Raw genomic sequence first — 17,172 nt, forward strand, 5'->3', positions numbered from 1 at the left:
GGTCCAGATTGGATCACGTTCAAGAACCTAAAATGCGGCGGGCTTGCTTCGGATGGTTAAGGCCAGGAGCGCCTCCGAAAGTCGTTTCTTCGCCCGCTCCACCCCGTTCTCGTCGATTGCCTCAACATCGAGGAACAAGTCGAGACCAGTCGCATGCTCGCTGATGACCTGAGGGCGCTGGGCGAGTTCACCCAGGAGGCCCTCGACTTCGTAGGGGACAACCTCCCGGCTGATCCCCTTCATGGCAATCGGGGCTAACGGACGCGCCCGGACAAGGTCGCGCACGAGCGCGTAAGTCTCATAGCTGAGGCAGATGCCGCCGGGCTCGGCAATCGACTGCAGCCGGGCCGCCAAGTTCGCTTCGGCTCCAATGATCGTGTAGTCCATCCGATCATCGGAACCGAAGTTCCCAACATTGCAATAGCCCGTGTTGATGCCCATGCGAGCTCGGAAGGGCCGTTCAACTCCGCGGTCATGCCACACCCTGTTCAACTGCTCCAGCCGACGCTGCATGTCGACAGCCATGCGCAAGCAGGCTCTCGCGTCTTCCTCGACGCCTTGTGTCTCGGGGTCTCCGAAGAACACAAGAAGCGCGTCGCCGATGAACTTGTCGACGGTGCCGCCGTGTTTGAGCGCGATCGTCGACATCTCGGTGAAGTACTCGTTGAGGAGAAGCGTCAGGTCCTCGGGCTGGAGCCGTTCCACGATCGCGGTGAAATCCTTGACGTCGGAGAAAAAGATCGTGAGCTTCTTGCGCTCGGTCGCGATGGTGACGTCCTTCTGGCCGCTGAAGATGCTTTTGTAGATTTGAGGCGAAAGGTATTTGGCGATCTTCAATGAAATCGCGGCCAGGAAGTCGTTTGCCTCCGAAAGCTCCTTGTTGATGCCCTGGATCAACGCGGACTGCCGACGCTGCAGGAGAATGAACGTCAGGCCCGCCGCCGCCGCGAAACCGAAATATAGGAGCAGATACTTGAAGGTCAGCACGTTCGCAGCAATAGGCTGATTGACTGATATCTCCTGGATCCCTCGGACATCCCCTACCTTCCAGTCCGTCTTGGGGCTGTCCGGGTGTGAGTTATGGCAGGTCACGCACACTTGTCCCATTATGACAGGGGCCGCGGCGCGGACCTGCCGGTCAAACAGTGAGCCCGAGACTTCGATGATCGGGTCCTTCGGATTGGCGCGCAAAGCCAAGATTGCATTCCGCTCGAAAACATCGAGCTGGTGGGGCGCGCGACCTTTGAAAGGCAGATCCGAGACGAACCGATATTTGACCGACCCGTCATGAGCGCTGATGCGCTTGCCGAGTTCGATCGAGAGGGTTGCTGGAATAGGGATCGCACCTGGCACGTCCCGATAGTTGTGCGTCGCAGTCATGGCGCCGTTAGCTTGCAGCACGCGTCCCACGACGTCGCTGCCGTAAAATCCGCGCATTTCGTCGATGATGCGGCTGATTTCGCTGGCTTGCCTGCGCAGCATCCGTTCCGACAGGTCTCGGAGGTCGAGCCAGGCTGCGACCGGCAGACCGATAAGGCCGATGACCACTGCCGCCACCAGGAGCGGTCCCATGGTGCGCTGCTGACGCGCAATCTGTTCACCCAGTCCAGCCATTGTGCAAGCGCCCGGCCGCCTTAGTATGTGAACTATAGCTCATTCCCGGCACGGTACCAGAGTCAGTCTTGGCTCGATGAAAACACGTCAGCCCTGCAATGTCGGAACGACCTTGAGCGGTTGTTGCGAAGCCCCGACCCTCACAGCGGATTTCGCAATCTGGCGCTAGACGGGCAGTGAATCAGTGAAGGGATGTCGCAAAGTCGGTTGTGGCCCGGAATGCGCTCCGCGATAACCGCTCAGGGCCCAAAAATTCACCTCTGGCAAGGTTGAGACTTCTCCGGCCGGAGAGCGGGTCGGAGAAGAAAGTGTCCCGCAAAACGTATCCGCGCGTCGGTCGCACTATGGAATGGGACACCGCGGCGGGGTGACGCGCGCTGCCGGCAGCATGACGCGCACCTGAATGGTGCGCCGCTCGCCTGCGGTAAGCGCAACCAGAGCGACGACGAGGATTTCGCCAATTCGCATTTCATTGCCAGCGGCAAGGGCTGCCACGGCCGCTTAGGCACCATGATGAACTCGGATCCCATCCCGGCTCGTCCCCCCAAATGACGCCGTCGCGCATGCGACGCCTAGGTGAAGCATTTATTTTCAGGCGAACCGTTGCGCGAGGAATAACCCTACGGTGTGGATCGTGGCAGCGGCGCTTTCGCGTGTTAAACTGCTTGCATGGAGATCAACACCGACAAGATCGACGATCCGTTATGGGCCTGCTTTAGCTGACGCTGCATGAAGAGAGGGGCCTGGAAGGGGTTGGATTGAAATGCTCTGGATCGCTTGAACGAGAAGGGGCTGATCGCGAATCCGGCAAACAAGGCGAAGTCAGTGGTTCTGACAGATGAAGGACTGCGGCGTGCTGAGGAGCTATTCCGAACCCTGTTCACTCGCCCGGCGCCCTGAGCCAGAGCGCTGGACGGGCGCCTGCAAGCTGATAGCGCACATGGCTGAATTTCGACACCGGCGGCGCGCTGACCGCAGGCGGGACGGCCAGTGCTCTCGCCGTGACGGCCAAATTGGTATTCGTCACCTACACCAACGGGCGCATCCAGTCTGTTAAGGCAGTGGCAAAGAACACCGCAGCCGCGGCCCTCAATATCAACGGCATTGTCGCGAGGTCCATCCGCAAGATGCTTTCTGCCGGCGAATCGGCGTTGCCCGGGCCGAGTTGCAGGCAGGCAGCGGGTCTGCGCCCGCTGCTGGCACATGGGATGTTGAAGAGGCAGATCACCACAAGCAATGTGTCATCATGGCTGCGGATTTCCGAAGGCAGGTTTCTCAAGCACCAGCACATGACTGCCAAGAGGTGATGTGTGAGTGCTCTTAACCTTGAACCCCTCGTCAGAAAGCGTTTCGATAAATTCGCCATCCGTTCCAGGCGGAACGCGAGCAACGACGTTTGAGGTGCGCCTCACAATATTGGAAAGCACCCTTCGCGCCTTGCCTGGGCCGATGTTGCGCTGCATGTGCTGATAGACGGCCAGCAGCAGGACGATATCGTATTTCGGTAGAAGGATATTGCCGAGGCGCCGGCTGCCAAGATTCAGGCGATCGAACCGGGCATGTACCGGGGAGCCGCTCAACAACATCTTTGCAGTCTCAATATGCGGCTTGGCAATGTCGATCCCATGGATCGAACTGGGTTTCAGCTTGGATATCTCATAGGCGACAACACTCATATTGCAGCCAACATCGAGAATGGATTTTCCGGCGTAGTCGACCTTTGCGGAGAATAGCCCGTCAAGTCTGTCGTCCCACGTTCCCGCAAAACCCCTTTTGAATCTTGACCACCACAAATCATCAGCTCCTTTGGGAAGAGCCCCCTTGAGCGCCTCCTACCACGAGAGAATTAATGGTCGATACCCTTTCAACTGGAATTGATCACATTGACGAACCAAGGCAGGGACGTGTGCGGCCGCGTCACAACCCCATCACCTTGAGTGCCGCGGGAACCGCATAGCGGCTGCCGTCATAGCGCATCCGGTAGGTCCGCTTCACAGGCTTGCCAGGATGGGACTGGCATTCGCCATTCTGGTCGGGGGAGGGATTGTCGGTATCCGTCCGCTCGACCGCAATGATGTCATGATAGCCGTGGTGGCGCGCCGGGCTCATCGTCAGCCTGACCTGGCTGGAATGGAAGGATCCGGCGCAACTGGCATCGCCTTCGCCGCCAGTGCCGGCCACCACGAGACCGTCGAGCACCACGCGCAGCGCACCGCCGGCGAGGGCATAGAGCCGCAGGTCGGTTTCAGTGAAGGGATTGGCCTGCGAATGGTTTGCCATTTCGATGCGCAGGCCGAAGGCGGTGACCTCAGGGGCCATTGCATAGCGGCCGGTGTCGAATTCCACCTTACGGATCGCGATGGCATCATCGGTCATCAGTCCAGGCTGGAGCAGGCGCTGGCGCACACGCAGCGTATTCCTGTCGACGACCAGAAGCTCGATATCGCCGACATGCAGGTGGTCGCCGTTAGCGCTGTCAATCAGCGGTACCGCGACCAAAAGCAGGTCGTCATGAGCCGGCCAGATCTTGCAGGCCAGGCCGAATGGCGCATCGCTCTCCGGGAGCGTCGAGGCGATGCTGGTATGGGGTTCAAGCGTGAACGAGGTGCCGTCGGCGCTCTTTCGGGCCTTGGGATAGGCCTGCTGCACCAGGGCGGCGGCATCGCCGCAATCGCCGGCCGCTGCCCGGGCGGGCGACAGGCTGGCGAGGGCGGCGCCGAGCAACAGGACAGGCAACACTATTCGCATGGAGTTCTCGCGTCGCAGGGCCGAGTTCGGCCAGGGCCCTTCTACGCGAGATTGGTGGCGGCGCACAGGGTGTAGGGAAGTGACGCTAGCTCCACCCGCTGCGTCAGGACCATAGGTATCCTGGAAAGTCGTAAAGTCCGAGCTCGCTTAGGGACGGTGATCATGAGAACGCCGCCCGAGCGGCCAATTTTTGCCAATGCTGTTCGAGCTACCTGAAACAGATACTGACAATGTGATCTCGATTGCCTTGTCGCGCTCCGATTAGATAAAGAAGCCTCCGACAAGAAACCTCTACAAAACCGGACCTCGCCGATCCGTCAAGCGCACCTTCTAGGGTGTACATTCGAAAATTAACTCTGCATGACCTCCGTTTCTGACCCCCTGAGCCGGGCGCGTTCGCTGTCGGCGCGGCATTGAAGCAGAACCAATGCCGCGCCTGCTTCGGCTTTGTTTGAATGAGGTAGACTGCGTTGAGATCAAGGGGTTGCAAGCATCAGGCGGTTAAGTCTTCCGGCTTCGGCGAGACGATCCACGCCAAGGCCTGCAGAAGTGTGGTAAGATCATTGGTGCAGCAGCTAGCCTGCGACCGGCTTCCTAGCTCTCGCCGGACCAAGTCAAGTGTCGGATCATTGGGTTAAGTCGGCACAGTGAACCCCATGTCGCGTCGATCCCAATAGCAGCCCGATTTTCGTCTTGAGGCCCAGCCCTCCGACACATGTTGCTAAGTAGGCGAGCGGATTTCGCGGCGCTGAAACGCGGACCGCTGACCAGCAGTCGGACCATCGGCGCGACCGGAAATGGTTGCTGTCGCTGCTCCGGTGCGGCTCGTATCGTTGGGCGTAGTTAAAGAGACCAAAGCGACCACGGTCCGAATAGCCGAGTTCAGAAGCCGTTTGACAATCATTGCGGACACTCAGCCTCTGATGTACTTTAGCACTTGATAAATGAGGAATATGCCCGCTGTCGCGACGGCTTTTCTCTCTTTCTGTCTCGGCAGATTGCATGCCCTCTAACGGACCTTGCTACCACATGCTGTGTTCTCGTGGTTGCCAGGTAACAGCGGTTAGGGATTTGCCATGCTCCGACTTTGCGGATTCATCGCAGCCTTCATCCTTACGAGCTTCACGACCTTTGACGCTTGCGCCGACAGAAGGGTCGCTTTTGTCATCGGCAATTCGGACTACCGACAATTCCCCGCTCTCAAGAACCCGGCCAGGGATGCCGAGGACGTATCCAAAACGTTTCGACTGGCCGGTTTTGAGGTCTTCGTCGCAAGCGATCTGACCAAGCTGCAGTTCGAGGAGCAGTTTCGCAACTATCTGGCCGCAGTCGACGGCGCCGACCTAGCCGTAGTCTACTATTCCGGTCACGGCTTCCAGATCGGCGGCGAAAACTTCCTGATCCCGGTCGATGCCTCCTTGAAGCAGGCGGCAGACATCGAAGTCCAGGCCATCAAGCTCAACGATGTGCTGGAACAGTTGCGTTCGAAATCGAAGATCCAGGTGATCATCCTCGATGCCTGCCGCAACAATCCGTTCCCGCGCAAGAATTACTGGCTGAGAGACCAGCTCATCACCGCCGGCAATGCCGGGCTCGCGCAGGTGAGAAGCTCGCTCAACACCCTGATTGCCTTTGCCACCGAGCCCGGGGCGGCGGCTTATGACGGCGTCGGCGAACTCAGTCCGTTTTCGGCAGCGTTTTCCCGTCGCGCGCTGGCCCCGAACCAGGAGATCCGCACCGTAATGGCGGCGGTGCGCCGCGATGTGGTGGAAGCCACAAACGGCCTCCAGGTTCCCTGGGAGAACTCGTCGCTGATCGACGAGGTCGTGCTGATGCGCCGCAGCAATCGCCCCTCGCTGCCGCCGGTGCTGGAGAAGGTCGTGCTGTCGGGAGTGGGTCCCGTCGACTTGGGCCTGCCAGAACCGATCGACGTCGACGGCGGCACGATCACCTTGAGCATCGAAAGACCGCCTGCCCTGGGGCGCCTGATGCTGGACGGCAAGCCTGTCGAGGTGGGCGTGCCGATCCAAGGCAAGGACCTGCCCCTTTTGCAGATGGATGTTCCCAAGGGTGTCGCTACGCAGGAAGAGGTGGATATGCTGGCCTATGCCACGCATGACAACTGGGGAGGCCAAACCCAAGGCATCGTGGTATTTCGGGTCAAGAGCGGCGAAGGCGCGCAAGGCGAACAGATCATGGCCTCGCTCGAAGCCGAGCAGAAGCAGAACGTGCTGGAGCGCGGCATTCATATCACCGGTGCGGCAGAGGCGCTCGAAAACCGAAATTTCAATGTTCCCGTGGGTGTCGGTCCGGTTGCGCTGAACCTTGACTTCCCGACCGATGATCCCGCGGTCAGCCTGAAAGTTTCGGGTTATCCGGCAACGGGAACGCTCTCGCTGCCCGATCGAACCTTGGCGCCCGACTCGAGCCTGAGGTCCGGTGAAGTCGACCGGCTGCGTTACGAACCCCAGATCGGCGCCGAAGCCACGGTCGAGGTTGGCTTCGAAATCCGGGCGGACAGCAGATCATCCAAGCCCGCCACAATGAAATTATCGCCAACAGTGGATCCGTGCGACACGGCTGCCGGCGAGCCTCTCGACCTGCAAGGCGTCGTCCCCGGCCTGCTCCCAAATGAAATTGGCGCCAGCGCGGTGGAGGTTTGCGAAGCCGCGGTCAAGGCTTATCCCGCCGTTCCGCGCTTCCGCTATGAACTGGGGCGCGCGCTCCTTGCGGCAGGCAAGGTCCAAGAGGGCAGGACAGCCATCGAGGAAGCCGCCAAGAAGGGACACGTCCGTGCCGTGTTCGAGCTCGGCTACATGTATGCGACGGGAACCGGAATGGCCGTCGACCGCGCACAGGCCAACGCGCTTTACGCGGCGGCGTCCGACAAGGGGGATCCCTATGGCATGACGTCGTGGGGTCGCGCCTTGTTCAATGGGTATGGCGTCAAACCTGATACCAGCAAGGGTTTGGACCTGCTGCTCAAGGCAGCGGCGATGGGGCACACCTATGCAATGAACGATCTTGCCGCAATCTTCACCGAGGGCCGCAACGGCGTGACCGCCGATCCGGCCCGCGCCGTTGCGTTTCTGCAGGCCGGCGTCCAGCGGCAGGACATGTATTCGATGAACCTGCTCGGCCGCAATTACTTGTCTGGGCAGGGCGTTCAGAAGGACCCGAAAGAGGCGCTGGCGCTTTTTCAGAAGGCAATCGATCTCGGCCAGCCCTACGCTCCGGGCAGCCTCGCACGCATGTATCGGGACGGTGTCGATGTGGAACGGAACCTAGCGGAAGCGCAAAGATTGTTCGAAATTGGGATCGCGCGGGGCGATCAGTTTGCAGCTTACGATCGCGCGGCCCTCGAATTGCAAAAGGGCGACAAGGCCGATCAGGCCGTTGCGGTGCGTTTCCTTGCGTTTGCGGCTGCGCTCGACCTGCGCATGGAACTGCCGGATGCCCAAAGGACGTTGGCAAAATTCGGACCGAAGCCGAAAACGGCGGCGTTGAAGCAGCTGCGCCAGGAACTGAAATCGAAGATCCCCGGGTCCGGTTCACTCGACACTCAACTGGTTCGCGCGGCCAGACGAGTTTGGGAAGAAGCCAATCCGCGTCGGGACTTGTTTTGATCAAGGAGGAGGCAATGGTGGAAAGGGCATTGAAGCGAACAATCATCGGAACAACGCTATCCGGCGTCCTGGCGGGCCTCATGGGCTGCAATTCTCTGACACCCAAATTTGAACCGACGGCGCTGGTCGGCACGCCCCCGCCGAAGGTCGTTCGCACGATGCCTCGGCCAAAGGCGGTCAAGCCCACTCCCAAACCGGTGGCCGCCAAGAAAGTAATTATACCGGTTGAAGAGGAGCCTGTTCCTGCGCCTGTCATCATTCCTCCTTCGGGCGGGAGCGGCGGGAGCGGAAGCGGAGGCGGGGGAGGCGGCTGGGGGGGTTGATCAGGTCAAGTTGTGAGGGCCAAAGAAGGATCGCACGACCGTAGCGTTCCGCGGCCTTTGATCGATTCAGGAGGACCAGTAAGGCACCGCCGGACGAAAGGGGCGGCAAACAGATATGTTCAACCTACCGCCACCGCGCCACACCTCGACTGTACCAGATGTTCCGGTTCCTGAACCAGGAGGTTGCGCCATTTCCTGACGCCTAAGAAAGAGAGACAAAGTCCGGATCGGCACACATTATTGTCATTCGCAATGTCGTCCCGCTGGATGCTTGCCCAGCTGACCTCGACTCGCACGTTGCCAAAGCGCTTCTTTCACCTCACATGTCTATTTCCGCGCTGTCGCCGTTATCATGCCCTGAAGCGACATGGAGCCGTCCACCACGAACTGCTGCCATTGCGCAGATGTCCCGCTCGAGCGCATCGCGTTTCACCGGGTCGGCTTGAGCGACCAACACGCGCTTTATGATTGCTTCAAGCTCTGATCGGGCGCGTTGCCCGACCGGCTCGTTGTGCGGGAGGGACCGATTTGACTCTATGGCCCAGCAGGAGCAGCGGCAGCCGGAGGGCAGCGGCGCGGGAGTCTACGAGCGCTACCATTATGACGGCAGGAACGAAGAAGCAGTAGTAGTCATGGACCGAAGCTATGCCTTCAATCACGCCCAGCATGGCGCGGAGATAGGCGAACTCCCGCGAAAGGTTTGACAGCGGAGATCAGCGCAAGATGTCCGACAGGCTCTCGGGTTTCTTCTCGCCAAACGTCAGATCAAGGCCCGACAGCAGGTCGACGAGATGGCTTCGCATCAGGTCGGACGCGTCTTTTGCGTCGTGTTTTTCGATTGCATCGACAAGGGCGTGATGGGCCTGGCTTTCGCAGGTGGTGTCGCGGCGGCGCCAGTAAAGCGCGATGATCAGCGACGACCGCGACAGCAGGTCTTTGACGAAGCCGGTTAGGATCGAATGGCCGGCGATTTCGGCGATGCCGACATGGAATTTTGCCGACAGCATAATGGCGTCGCTGTCGCGGCCGGCATGCAGGGCCTCGTGCTCTTTTTCGAGATGAAGCCGCAGTTGCGCGATCTCGGCCGGCTTTGCCACGTCGGCGGCAAGCGCCGCGACCTTGGGCTCGATCAGCGCCCGCGCTTCGAACACCTCGCGCGCTTCCTGCTTGGTCGGCTGGGCGACAAACGCACCGCGGTTCGGCTCGAGCCGGGCCAAGCGGTCATGCGACAGCGCCTGCAGCGCCGCGCGTATCACCGCGCGGCTCACTGAATAGATCGAGGCGAGTTCGTCCTCGGGCAGTTTTGTACCCGGTGCGAGGCGGTGGCTGACGATGGCGTCGCGCAGGCCGGCATAGACCGGAAACCAGCGCATCGCCGGTTTGCCGTCATCCCGTGTCTTTGGTCCAAGCAGGTCCATCGTCTCATTGTCCTGGCGGCCGGATCGCATAGTGGCGCGAACACCGCGTTTCAGGCCGGACATCGAACATCCTGTGCGGGAATGTCAACAAATTTGCACGCATCAGGATACACGGCCGGAGGGCGAAAAGGACGCAAAGATTCCGGCGAAGGATTTTTCGAGTGGAACCTGATAGCCGCCGCGCTTCGAAGTCGACAGGCCAAGGCCGACGAGGCTCTCGCAGAGTTTTACCGCGCAGGCGACGCCGTCGAGCACGGGAAGGCCATGTTCGCGGCTGAGCGCAGCGGCGAGATCGGCCATGCCGGCGCATCCCAGCACAATCGCTTCGGCCCCATCGTCGCGGATGGCGCACTCGATCTCCTCAGAAATTCGATGGCGGGCGTTAGAGCCGGGCACTTCGAGCTCCAGAACGGGAACGTCGCTTGCTCGCACCCTGGCGCAGCGGCTGGCGAGGCCGTAGCGCACCAGATTGTGCTCGATCGCCGGCACCGAACGCGACAGCGTCGTCACCACGCTGAACTTGCCGGCAATCAGGCTCGCCATGTGAAACGCCGCTTCGCCGATGCCGACCACCGGCATCTCGCCGACGCAGCGTACTGCGTCGAGGCCGGTGTCGTCGAAGCAGGCGATGACGCAGGCGCTCGCCGCCGGATGTTTTTGGATCTCGCCGATCATTCCCGGGATGGCGAAGACCTCGTCGAAATAGCCTTCTATGCTCGGCGGCCCATCCTTCGGATTGGCCGCGATGATCCTGGTGCCGGCCGAAGCCGCGCCGCGTGCCGCCTTGCCGATGTTCTCGGTCATGGACGCGGTGGTGTTGGGATTGACGACGAGTATGTCCATTTGCGCCTTCATATTTCGCCGCCGAGATAGAGTTTCTTGACCCGGTCGTCGCCAAGCAGCTCAGCCGAATGTCCGGCCAGCGCGATTTTTCCGGTCGTCAGTGCGTAGGCGCGCTGCGAGATGCGCAGCGCCATGCGCGAATTCTGCTCGACCAGCAGCACGCTGACCTTTTCGTCGCGGTTGATCGCGACGATCGAGCGGGCGATGTCCTGCACGAGCTTCGGCGCGACGCCGAGCGAGGGTTCGTCGAGCAAGAGCAGCTTCGGCTTGGCCATCAGCGCCCGCCCGATCACCAGCATCTGCTGTTCGCCGCCGCTCATCGTGCCCGCCATCTGCGAATAGCGTTCCTTCAGGCGCGGAAAACGCCCGAGCACCATGTCCAGCGTCCTGGCGATGTCGGCCTTGTCGGTGCGGGTGAATGCGCCCATCATTAGATTGTCGCGCACGGTCATATAGGAAAAGACGCGCCGCCCCTCCGGCACCATGGCGATGCCCATCCTGACCAGCTCATCCGGCCGCGTTTTGTCGATGCGACGGCCCAGGAAATGGATCTCGCCGCTGCGGATCTTTTTCAGGCCGGTGATGGCGCGCAGGACTGACGATTTGCCCGCACCGTTCGCGCCGATCAGCGCTACCGTCTCGCCCTCGTTGACGTTCAGCGACACGCCCTTCAGCGCATAGACGTGGTCGTAGTAGAGTTCGACATTGGAGACGTTCAGCAGTTCGCTCATGGCTAAAATCCGATCGTCTCGTCTTCGGCGCCGAGATAGGCTTCGATGACCTTTTCGTTCTCCTGGATTTCTTTTGGCGTTCCCTCGGCGATTTTGACGCCGAAGTTCAGGACGACGATACGGTCGGAAATGTTCATCACGGCAGGCATGTCGTGCTCGACGAGCAGCACGGTCACGCCGCGTTTGCGGACGCCGCGCACCATCTCCACCGTACGCGCGGTTTCGTCGTGGTTCATGCCGGCAAAGGGTTCGTCGAGCAGGAGCACGGTCGGGTTGGTGGCGAGGCCGATGGCAATCCCCAGCGCGCGCAGATGGCCGTGCGGCAGCGTGCTGGCGATCTCATGCCGTTGCGCGCCGAGATCGAGGAAGTCGATGATCTCGTCGGCGGATCGCCCGAATTCAGCCTCGTCGCGCCGCGCTGTAGTCGTGCCGAGATAGAAGCCGGCAAGGGTGGCATTGGAACGCAGGTGATGTGCGATGATGACGTTGTCGCGCACGGTCATGCCCTTGAAGATCGTCGTCTCCTGGAATGTGCGGACGACGCCCTTCCGGGCGACGATATGCGGCGCCAGACCTGAAATCCGCTGTCCGCCAAACAGCACCTCGCCCGAGGTCGGACTGAGGAAAGAGGAAATCAGCTTGAACAGCGTCGATTTGCCGGCGCCGTTGGGACCGATCACGGAGAGGATTTCGCGTTCGCGGACGGCGAAGGAAACATTGTTGACCGCGATCAGCCCGCCGAAGCGTTTGGTCACTGCCTTGATCTGGAGAAGCTCGGTCATGGTCCTAGCGCCTGCTTCTTGCCGAACAGCCGGAGGCTGAGCAGGCCGTTGGGAAGGAACAACATCAGCGCGATCAGCACCGACGAGAAGATCAGCAACTGGAACTCGCCGGTCTCGAACAGGAAATCCCAGCCGAAATAGAGCACGAAGGTGCCGATCATCGGCCCGAAGACATAGCTGAGCCCGCCGAGGAAGCAGTTCAGCATGAAATTCACCGAGTCCGTGACGGTGAAGCTCGACGGATAGATCGACTGCGAGATGGCGACGAACATCGCCCCGCCGAGACCGCCGAGGAACGAGGAGATGGCGTAGGCGATGACGCGCAGATAGGCGATGTTGACGCCGATCGAGGAGGCCAGTTCCTCGTTCTGCTGCAGCGACTGGCAGAGCTTGCCGATGCGCGAATGGACCAGGCGGTAAAGCCCGGCAAAGCACAGCACCATCAGCACCACCGAAACGAGGTAGAACGCCGGGCGTGGATTGGCGAGCGTCGCGAAATCGGGAAGGATGGTCAGGCCGAAGATCGAGATGCCGCCGGGGAGCGGAATGCTGACCATGCCCTTGGCGCCGTTGGTGATCGGCAGCGCCAGCGCCAGCAGCCGCGCTACTTCGGTCAAAACCAGTGTGACCATGGCGAAATAAACGCCGCGGAGCCTGAGGATGGGCAGTCCGATCAGCACGCTTGCAGCGGCGCAGAACAGCCCGGCCAGCGGCAGTGTCAGCCAGAACGACACACCATACTGGACTACAAGGATGGCCGAAACATAGCCGCCCATAAGCGCGAAGGCACCCTGGCCGATATTGATGCGGCCGATGTAGAAGGTCACCCATACGCCGGCGCTGGCGATACTGAGCAACGCGACCGAGGTCAGCGTATAGTAGAGGTCGAGCCGACCGGTCGCCTCGATCAGCCAGGGCACGCCGATGAGTACGACCAGCAGGAAGACAGCGACGGCGAGGATGTTGCGTGTACGCTTCATGTCCATCACCCCCACGGCTTGCCCATGAGCCCGTTCGGGCGGATGCTCAGGAACACCATCAGCGCGGCGAAGATGACGAGATAGGTAACGTCGCCATAGTGGCGTAGCACTGTCAGGCCGACCGATTCCATCATGCCGAGGATGAAGCCGCCGGCGATTGCTCCGCTGACGACGCCGGCGCCGCCGATCATCACCATCAAGAACGCCTTGATCGAGATCGGCCCGCCGATGCCCGAATTGACGCCGGTGATGGCGACCAGCAGCCCGCCGACTATGCCGGCAAGCATGGCGCCAAGCGCAAAGCCGATCATCGAATAACGGTCGACCTCGACGCCCATAAGCTGCGCCGCGACCCGGTCCTGCGCCAGGGCCCGCATGGCGCGTCCCGGCTTGCTATACTGCATGAAAAGCACGAAGGATGCGATGAACAGTATGGCGAGAGCGCCGACCAGCAGCCGGTCGTAAGGCATTATGAGGCTGTCGGAGACGAAGACGCCGTTGACGATCTTCGGCACCCCGCGCTGCTTTTCACCGAACAGGAGGAGGATCACGGCGTCGAGGAAGAATGCGACCGCCGCCGCGAGAAGCATCGTACTTTCCTCCCGCACGCTTCGCTTGATCACCGTTCTGAAAAGGAATTTCTCGACCAGCGCTCCAATGACCAGCAGCGTGATCCCGGACGCAACGAGCGCGACGACGAAAGGCATGCCGAGCTGGCCATAGACGGTGTAGGTGATGAAGCCGCCGAGAACGTACATCTGCCCATGGGCAAAGTTAAGCACGTTCATCAGCGCGAAGATCAGGGTCAGACCGAGCGCGATCAAGGCGTATTGCGCGCCAAGATAGAGCCCGTTGGCGATGACTTGTTCCATCAGGTGGTTCCCCGGCCATTCAGAGGCTCAAGACGAATGCACGAGCCTCTGCGGCAATCCGCTTCAGTGCAGGTGCGTCAATCGACTTGGGCGACGAAGAGTGTCTCGAACTTGCCGTCGCGGTATTCGGTGACCACCATCGGGACCGAAAGCTGGCGCTTCTGGCCGAACGACGTCATTCCGACATAGGTTAGCTTGGCATCGTCCTTCAGGTAGGGATTGGGGGCCGAGAAAGTGTCGATCGTCTTCTTGAACTCCTCGACATTGTCGATGGCGGCCGGGTTCGCCTTCAGCGTCTCGATGATGTATTCAAGCGCGTAGACCTTGGTGTTGGACTCGTCATTGTATTCGCCGAACATTTTCGTATAGCGGTCGACGAATTCCTTCATCGTGTCGGAGGCGATTTCGGGCGTCGATGCGCCGCCGACTGAGATGAAGCCGTTGGCCAACTCGCCCGCGCCCTCTTCCAGCACCTTGGCATCCTGCGCCGTTTCGGTGGAGATCAGACCTTCGTAGCCGAGCTCGCGCGCGGCGCGGATCAGCAGCGGCGCATTGCCGGGCGCGACACCCGAAAGCACCAGCAGGTCCGGTTTTTGCAGAACGATCGGCGTCAGTACCGGTGTGAAATCGCGGGTATCGTTTTGGTAGACATCCGTTGCAGCCACAACCTCGAGCCCGAGCGCCTTTGCCGCGGCAACACCGCCATCCCGCTGGCTCAGCGGATCGGATTCGTTGGCGGCGACAAAGGCAACTTTCTTCACGCCCCTGTTTTCCATGAGATATTTGTAGATCGCCGGAGCCGACTGGTAGTTGGCGATCATGCCGAGCACGGCGTTGGACGCCGGTGGGCTGTAGAGTTCCTTCGGGAACGCGTAGGGAAAATAGATGATGCCCTTGGATTCAGCCACGGGACGCACCGCCGCCGCGCCGTCATCGACATTCGGACCGACGACATAGTGGATGCCCTCCTGGGCCATCTTCTCCATGCCGGCGATCGCCCGCTTCGGGTCCTTCTGGTCGTCGAAGGTGACGATTTTGATGTCGTAGGTCTCGTCACCGATCTTCACACCGCCGGTTTCGTTGATCCAGGCGGCGCGCGTCTGCATCGAGCGGACGTTGGATGTGCCCCACGCAGCGGCCGCGCCACTCGTCACGCCGACAAAGCCGATCTTGAGTTCCTTGTTGGCGGCGTGCACCGCGATTGTACCGCCGGCCATGATTGCCAGCGCGAAGACGGCGCCGCGCGCCGCGGATGTGATTATTGAACGTCTGTTGATCATTGTTCTTCCCCTTTGGAGGCCGCGCATTGTTGCGACAGAACTCGACCGATACGCGGACTCTTGTAAGTGAAGGCTCAAATCAATTGTCTGTCAACAAAACTTTTTCCGATTGTTAACAATCTTGTGAGCTGTCGTAGATGAAGGACGTAAGGATTCGAATCGGCCTCGAATTCGGGTAGCGCTGGCATTTGTTGGGGCGTATTCATTCATTCGGCTGCCATTTCCCCTACGGCTGGGAAGCACAATGAACATGCCGATGCCGGGAACGTCGGCGGGAAGATAGGGGCGGGAGCGGGCTCTCAGCCAGGCTGGTTTATCTCCCGCCCTACGCAGCTGGGTTCCCCTGGTTCGTTCGCTCGTCTGGAATCTCGCATTCGTTCGAATTGTGCTGCTTTTGCTTGCGTCACTCTGGCCCGAGCTATAGTGCCCGCACCCCGAGCGCCATCACACGGCGAGATCCCCTTCCACCTATTCTCTGGAAGATCGACCCGAAAGGATCGTCAGCGGCCCGCTTGACGCAACGGCCATCGAAGAAGAGCATCAGGCGCGCTGTGGAGAACATCCACGCGCTGACCGACCGAAAGGGTACATGGCAAGAGACCACATTGTTGGTAGCGAAGGTAAACCGGATGCTGCGCGGATGGGCGACTACTTCTCGCTAGGAACCACCATCAAGGCATACCGGGCACTCGACAGTTACACTGCAATGCGGTTGCGCCGGTGGCTGCGTTCCAAACACAAGACCAGACGATGCAAGGGCGGGGTCTATCCAGTCTCGCATCTTTACGAGCACTTCGGGCTCGTACGTCTGACCCAACTTGGACATGGCGTGTCGTGGGTGAAGGCGTGAGTACTTGTCCGAGAGCCGGATGCGGGAGATCTGCAGGTCCGGTTCGATGAGCGGGGTGTGGAAACGGAGCCAAGGTTGAACCAATAAGGCACGGCCAGACGAAGGGGCGGCAAACAGATATGTTCAACCTACCGCCACTGCGCCACACCTCGACTCTACCGTTTCTTCGCGTTCACCAAGGGCGAAGAAACGCGGAAGGCTGGCATCTGATTGAGGGTCGGAAAAGCGCGGTCGCGCCAGTTGTCGCACCTCATTAGACCGTTTCGAGCCGGCTGAACCGAACTGGGATGAGTTTGCGAGTCTTCAGTTGCCTTGCCGAATCCTTGTCGATGACCGTCAGCAACTGCACATCTTCAGGTCCCACAGGCAGAACCAGGCGTCCCCCCGGCTTGAGCTGCTCAAGCAAGGCCGGCGGCGCCCGCCCGGCCGCGACGGTGACCAGGATCTTGTCGTATGGGGCGTGCTCAGGCCAGCCGCGCGACCCGTCTCCGACACGAATGCCGACATTGGATAAGCCGAGGCCCTGCAGGAGAGCCTCGGCATGGCTTGCGAATTCCTCGATGATTTCGACGCTCCAAACCTGCCCGGCGAGTTCCGCGAGGATTGCGGTTTGATAGCCCAGGCCGGTGCCGATCTCGAGCACCGCCTCGTGCGGTTGCGGCGCAATGAGATCGGTCATGAGAGCGACGATGAAAGGCTGCGAGACGGTTTTATCGAAGCCGATCGGCAGCGGCATGTCCTGGTAGGCATAAGGTGCAACCGAGGCTGGCACGAAGAGATGCCGCGGCACTCGCCGCATCGCTGCCATCACCCGCTCATCGAGCGCCGCCTTGCCGAGTTCTTCGCTTGCAAGGTCGGTATGGATTGCAATCATCTCGACCATGTGCCTGCGTAGGACCGCGAGGTGCTCTTCGTTCATTGGCTTCATGACGGTGGGGCTTTCCTCACCCAGCTTGCTGCCGGAGAGCCTTATATCCTGTTCGTCACGGTAGCGCCCGCCATCGTTTCCATTACGGGTGCCCAGGGCAAGCATGGGTGACAGTCTTGGCAGGCTATCGCCGGCGGCGACCCTGGAGATTCTGGGCGCCATATCGACATAGCCCCA

General features: G+C 60.5%; 14 protein-coding genes and 2 pseudogenes. 4 read left to right on the forward strand and 12 right to left on the reverse strand.

Annotated elements, in window-relative coordinates; all coding sequences use genetic code 11:
* Positions 1-27: 27 nt before the first annotated feature.
* A complete protein-coding gene (locus NKK47_RS24475; protein ID WP_352578547.1) occupies positions 28-1,614 on the reverse strand; it encodes an adenylate/guanylate cyclase domain-containing protein in 1,587 nt (528 codons plus the stop codon).
* Between the two features lie 323 nt (positions 1,615-1,937).
* Between NKK47_RS24475 and NKK47_RS35235 the strand changes: the two are divergent.
* A pseudogene (locus NKK47_RS35235) lies at positions 1,938-2,166 on the forward strand (hypothetical protein); the annotation flags it as partial.
* Between the two features lie 117 nt (positions 2,167-2,283).
* Positions 2,284-2,514 (forward strand): annotated as a pseudogene (locus NKK47_RS24485) (DUF6429 family protein).
* Here the strand turns inward: NKK47_RS24485 and NKK47_RS24490 are convergent.
* The 3 genes from NKK47_RS24490 to NKK47_RS24500 form a co-directional block, all read right to left on the reverse strand.
* The gene (locus NKK47_RS24490) at positions 2,495-2,641 is read right to left on the reverse strand and encodes a hypothetical protein (RefSeq protein ID WP_352578562.1); all 147 of its coding nucleotides are present in this window, start codon (positions 2,639-2,641) and stop codon (positions 2,495-2,497) included. The pseudogene NKK47_RS24485 and the gene NKK47_RS24490 sit on opposite strands and share 20 nt — an antisense overlap.
* Before the next feature lie 217 nt (positions 2,642-2,858).
* Complete coding sequence (locus NKK47_RS24495) at positions 2,859-3,407, reverse strand: class I SAM-dependent methyltransferase (RefSeq protein ID WP_352578550.1); 549 nt, start codon at positions 3,405-3,407, stop codon at positions 2,859-2,861.
* 124 nt (positions 3,408-3,531) lie between these two features.
* Positions 3,532-4,362 (reverse strand): PA3715 family protein, encoded by an 831-nt coding sequence (locus NKK47_RS24500; protein ID WP_352578551.1) that lies wholly within the window; start codon positions 4,360-4,362, stop codon positions 3,532-3,534.
* Positions 4,363-5,438: 1,076 nt separating this feature from the next.
* Between NKK47_RS24500 and NKK47_RS24505 the strand changes: the two genes are divergently transcribed.
* Entirely contained in the window at positions 5,439-7,988 is a 2,550-nt protein-coding gene (locus NKK47_RS24505; RefSeq protein WP_352578552.1) for a caspase family protein, read from the forward strand.
* Between the two features lie 1,036 nt (positions 7,989-9,024).
* Here NKK47_RS24505 and NKK47_RS24510 read toward each other — a convergent pair.
* The 7 genes from NKK47_RS24510 to NKK47_RS24540 all read right to left on the reverse strand — a co-directional run bounded on the left by NKK47_RS24510 (position 9,025) and on the right by NKK47_RS24540 (position 15,217).
* The gene (locus tag NKK47_RS24510; RefSeq protein WP_352458649.1) at positions 9,025-9,729 is read right to left on the reverse strand and encodes a GntR family transcriptional regulator; all 705 of its coding nucleotides are present in this window, start codon (positions 9,727-9,729) and stop codon (positions 9,025-9,027) included.
* 102 nt (positions 9,730-9,831) lie between these two features.
* Entirely contained in the window at positions 9,832-10,572 is a 741-nt protein-coding gene (locus NKK47_RS24515; protein ID WP_352578553.1) for an aspartate/glutamate racemase family protein, read from the reverse strand.
* Between the two features lie 8 nt (positions 10,573-10,580).
* A complete protein-coding gene (locus NKK47_RS24520; RefSeq protein WP_352578554.1) occupies positions 10,581-11,303 on the reverse strand; it encodes an ABC transporter ATP-binding protein in 723 nt (240 codons plus the stop codon).
* Between the two features lie 2 nt (positions 11,304-11,305).
* Positions 11,306-12,085 carry an ABC transporter ATP-binding protein gene (locus NKK47_RS24525; RefSeq protein WP_352578555.1) on the reverse strand — a complete coding sequence of 260 codons (780 nt, stop codon included), beginning with the start codon at positions 12,083-12,085 and terminating at the stop codon, positions 11,306-11,308.
* Entirely contained in the window at positions 12,082-13,065 is a 984-nt protein-coding gene (locus NKK47_RS24530; protein ID WP_352578556.1) for a branched-chain amino acid ABC transporter permease, read from the reverse strand. The genes NKK47_RS24525 and NKK47_RS24530 overlap by 4 nt, the downstream gene beginning before the upstream one ends.
* A 5-nt stretch (positions 13,066-13,070) precedes the next feature.
* Entirely contained in the window at positions 13,071-13,937 is an 867-nt protein-coding gene (locus NKK47_RS24535; RefSeq protein WP_352458638.1) for a branched-chain amino acid ABC transporter permease, read from the reverse strand.
* Between the two features lie 77 nt (positions 13,938-14,014).
* Positions 14,015-15,217, reverse strand: coding sequence for an ABC transporter substrate-binding protein (locus NKK47_RS24540; protein WP_352578557.1), 1,203 nt, complete (start codon positions 15,215-15,217; stop codon positions 14,015-14,017).
* A gap of 640 nt (positions 15,218-15,857) precedes the next feature.
* Between NKK47_RS24540 and NKK47_RS24545 the strand changes: the two genes are divergently transcribed.
* A complete protein-coding gene (locus tag NKK47_RS24545; protein WP_352578558.1) occupies positions 15,858-16,067 on the forward strand; it encodes a group II intron maturase-specific domain-containing protein in 210 nt (69 codons plus the stop codon).
* 253 nt (positions 16,068-16,320) lie between these two features.
* Here NKK47_RS24545 and NKK47_RS24550 read toward each other — a convergent pair whose 3' ends face one another.
* Entirely contained in the window at positions 16,321-16,995 is a 675-nt protein-coding gene (locus NKK47_RS24550; RefSeq protein ID WP_352578561.1) for a protein-L-isoaspartate(D-aspartate) O-methyltransferase, read from the reverse strand.
* Positions 16,996-17,172: the final 177 nt, after the last annotated feature.

It is taken from the genome of Mesorhizobium sp. M0019 (genome assembly GCF_040323975.1).
Lineage (GTDB): Bacteria > Pseudomonadota > Alphaproteobacteria > Rhizobiales > Rhizobiaceae > Mesorhizobium.

Excerpts from the sequence above, each read along its gene's own strand:
- NKK47_RS24475 (WP_352578547.1), bottom strand. The coding sequence starts at position 1,614 with ATGGCTGGACTGGGTGAACAGATTGCGCGTCAGCAGCGCACCATGGGA.
- NKK47_RS24500 (WP_352578551.1), bottom strand. The coding sequence starts at position 4,362 with ATGCGAATAGTGTTGCCTGTCCTGTTGCTCGGCGCCGCCCTCGCCAGC.
- NKK47_RS24505 (WP_352578552.1), top strand. The coding sequence starts at position 5,439 with ATGCTCCGACTTTGCGGATTCATCGCAGCCTTCATCCTTACGAGCTTC.
- NKK47_RS24510 (WP_352458649.1), bottom strand. The coding sequence starts at position 9,729 with ATGGACCTGCTTGGACCAAAGACACGGGATGACGGCAAACCGGCGATG.
- NKK47_RS24515 (WP_352578553.1), bottom strand. The coding sequence starts at position 10,572 with ATGGACATACTCGTCGTCAATCCCAACACCACCGCGTCCATGACCGAG.
- NKK47_RS24520 (WP_352578554.1), bottom strand. The coding sequence starts at position 11,303 with ATGAGCGAACTGCTGAACGTCTCCAATGTCGAACTCTACTACGACCAC.
- NKK47_RS24525 (WP_352578555.1), bottom strand. The coding sequence starts at position 12,085 with ATGACCGAGCTTCTCCAGATCAAGGCAGTGACCAAACGCTTCGGCGGG.
- NKK47_RS24530 (WP_352578556.1), bottom strand. The coding sequence starts at position 13,065 with ATGAAGCGTACACGCAACATCCTCGCCGTCGCTGTCTTCCTGCTGGTC.
- NKK47_RS24535 (WP_352458638.1), bottom strand. The coding sequence starts at position 13,937 with ATGGAACAAGTCATCGCCAACGGGCTCTATCTTGGCGCGCAATACGCC.
- NKK47_RS24540 (WP_352578557.1), bottom strand. The coding sequence starts at position 15,217 with ATGATCAACAGACGTTCAATAATCACATCCGCGGCGCGCGGCGCCGTC.
- NKK47_RS24545 (WP_352578558.1), top strand. The coding sequence starts at position 15,858 with ATGGGCGACTACTTCTCGCTAGGAACCACCATCAAGGCATACCGGGCA.
- NKK47_RS24550 (WP_352578561.1), bottom strand. The coding sequence starts at position 16,995 with ATGAAGCCAATGAACGAAGAGCACCTCGCGGTCCTACGCAGGCACATG.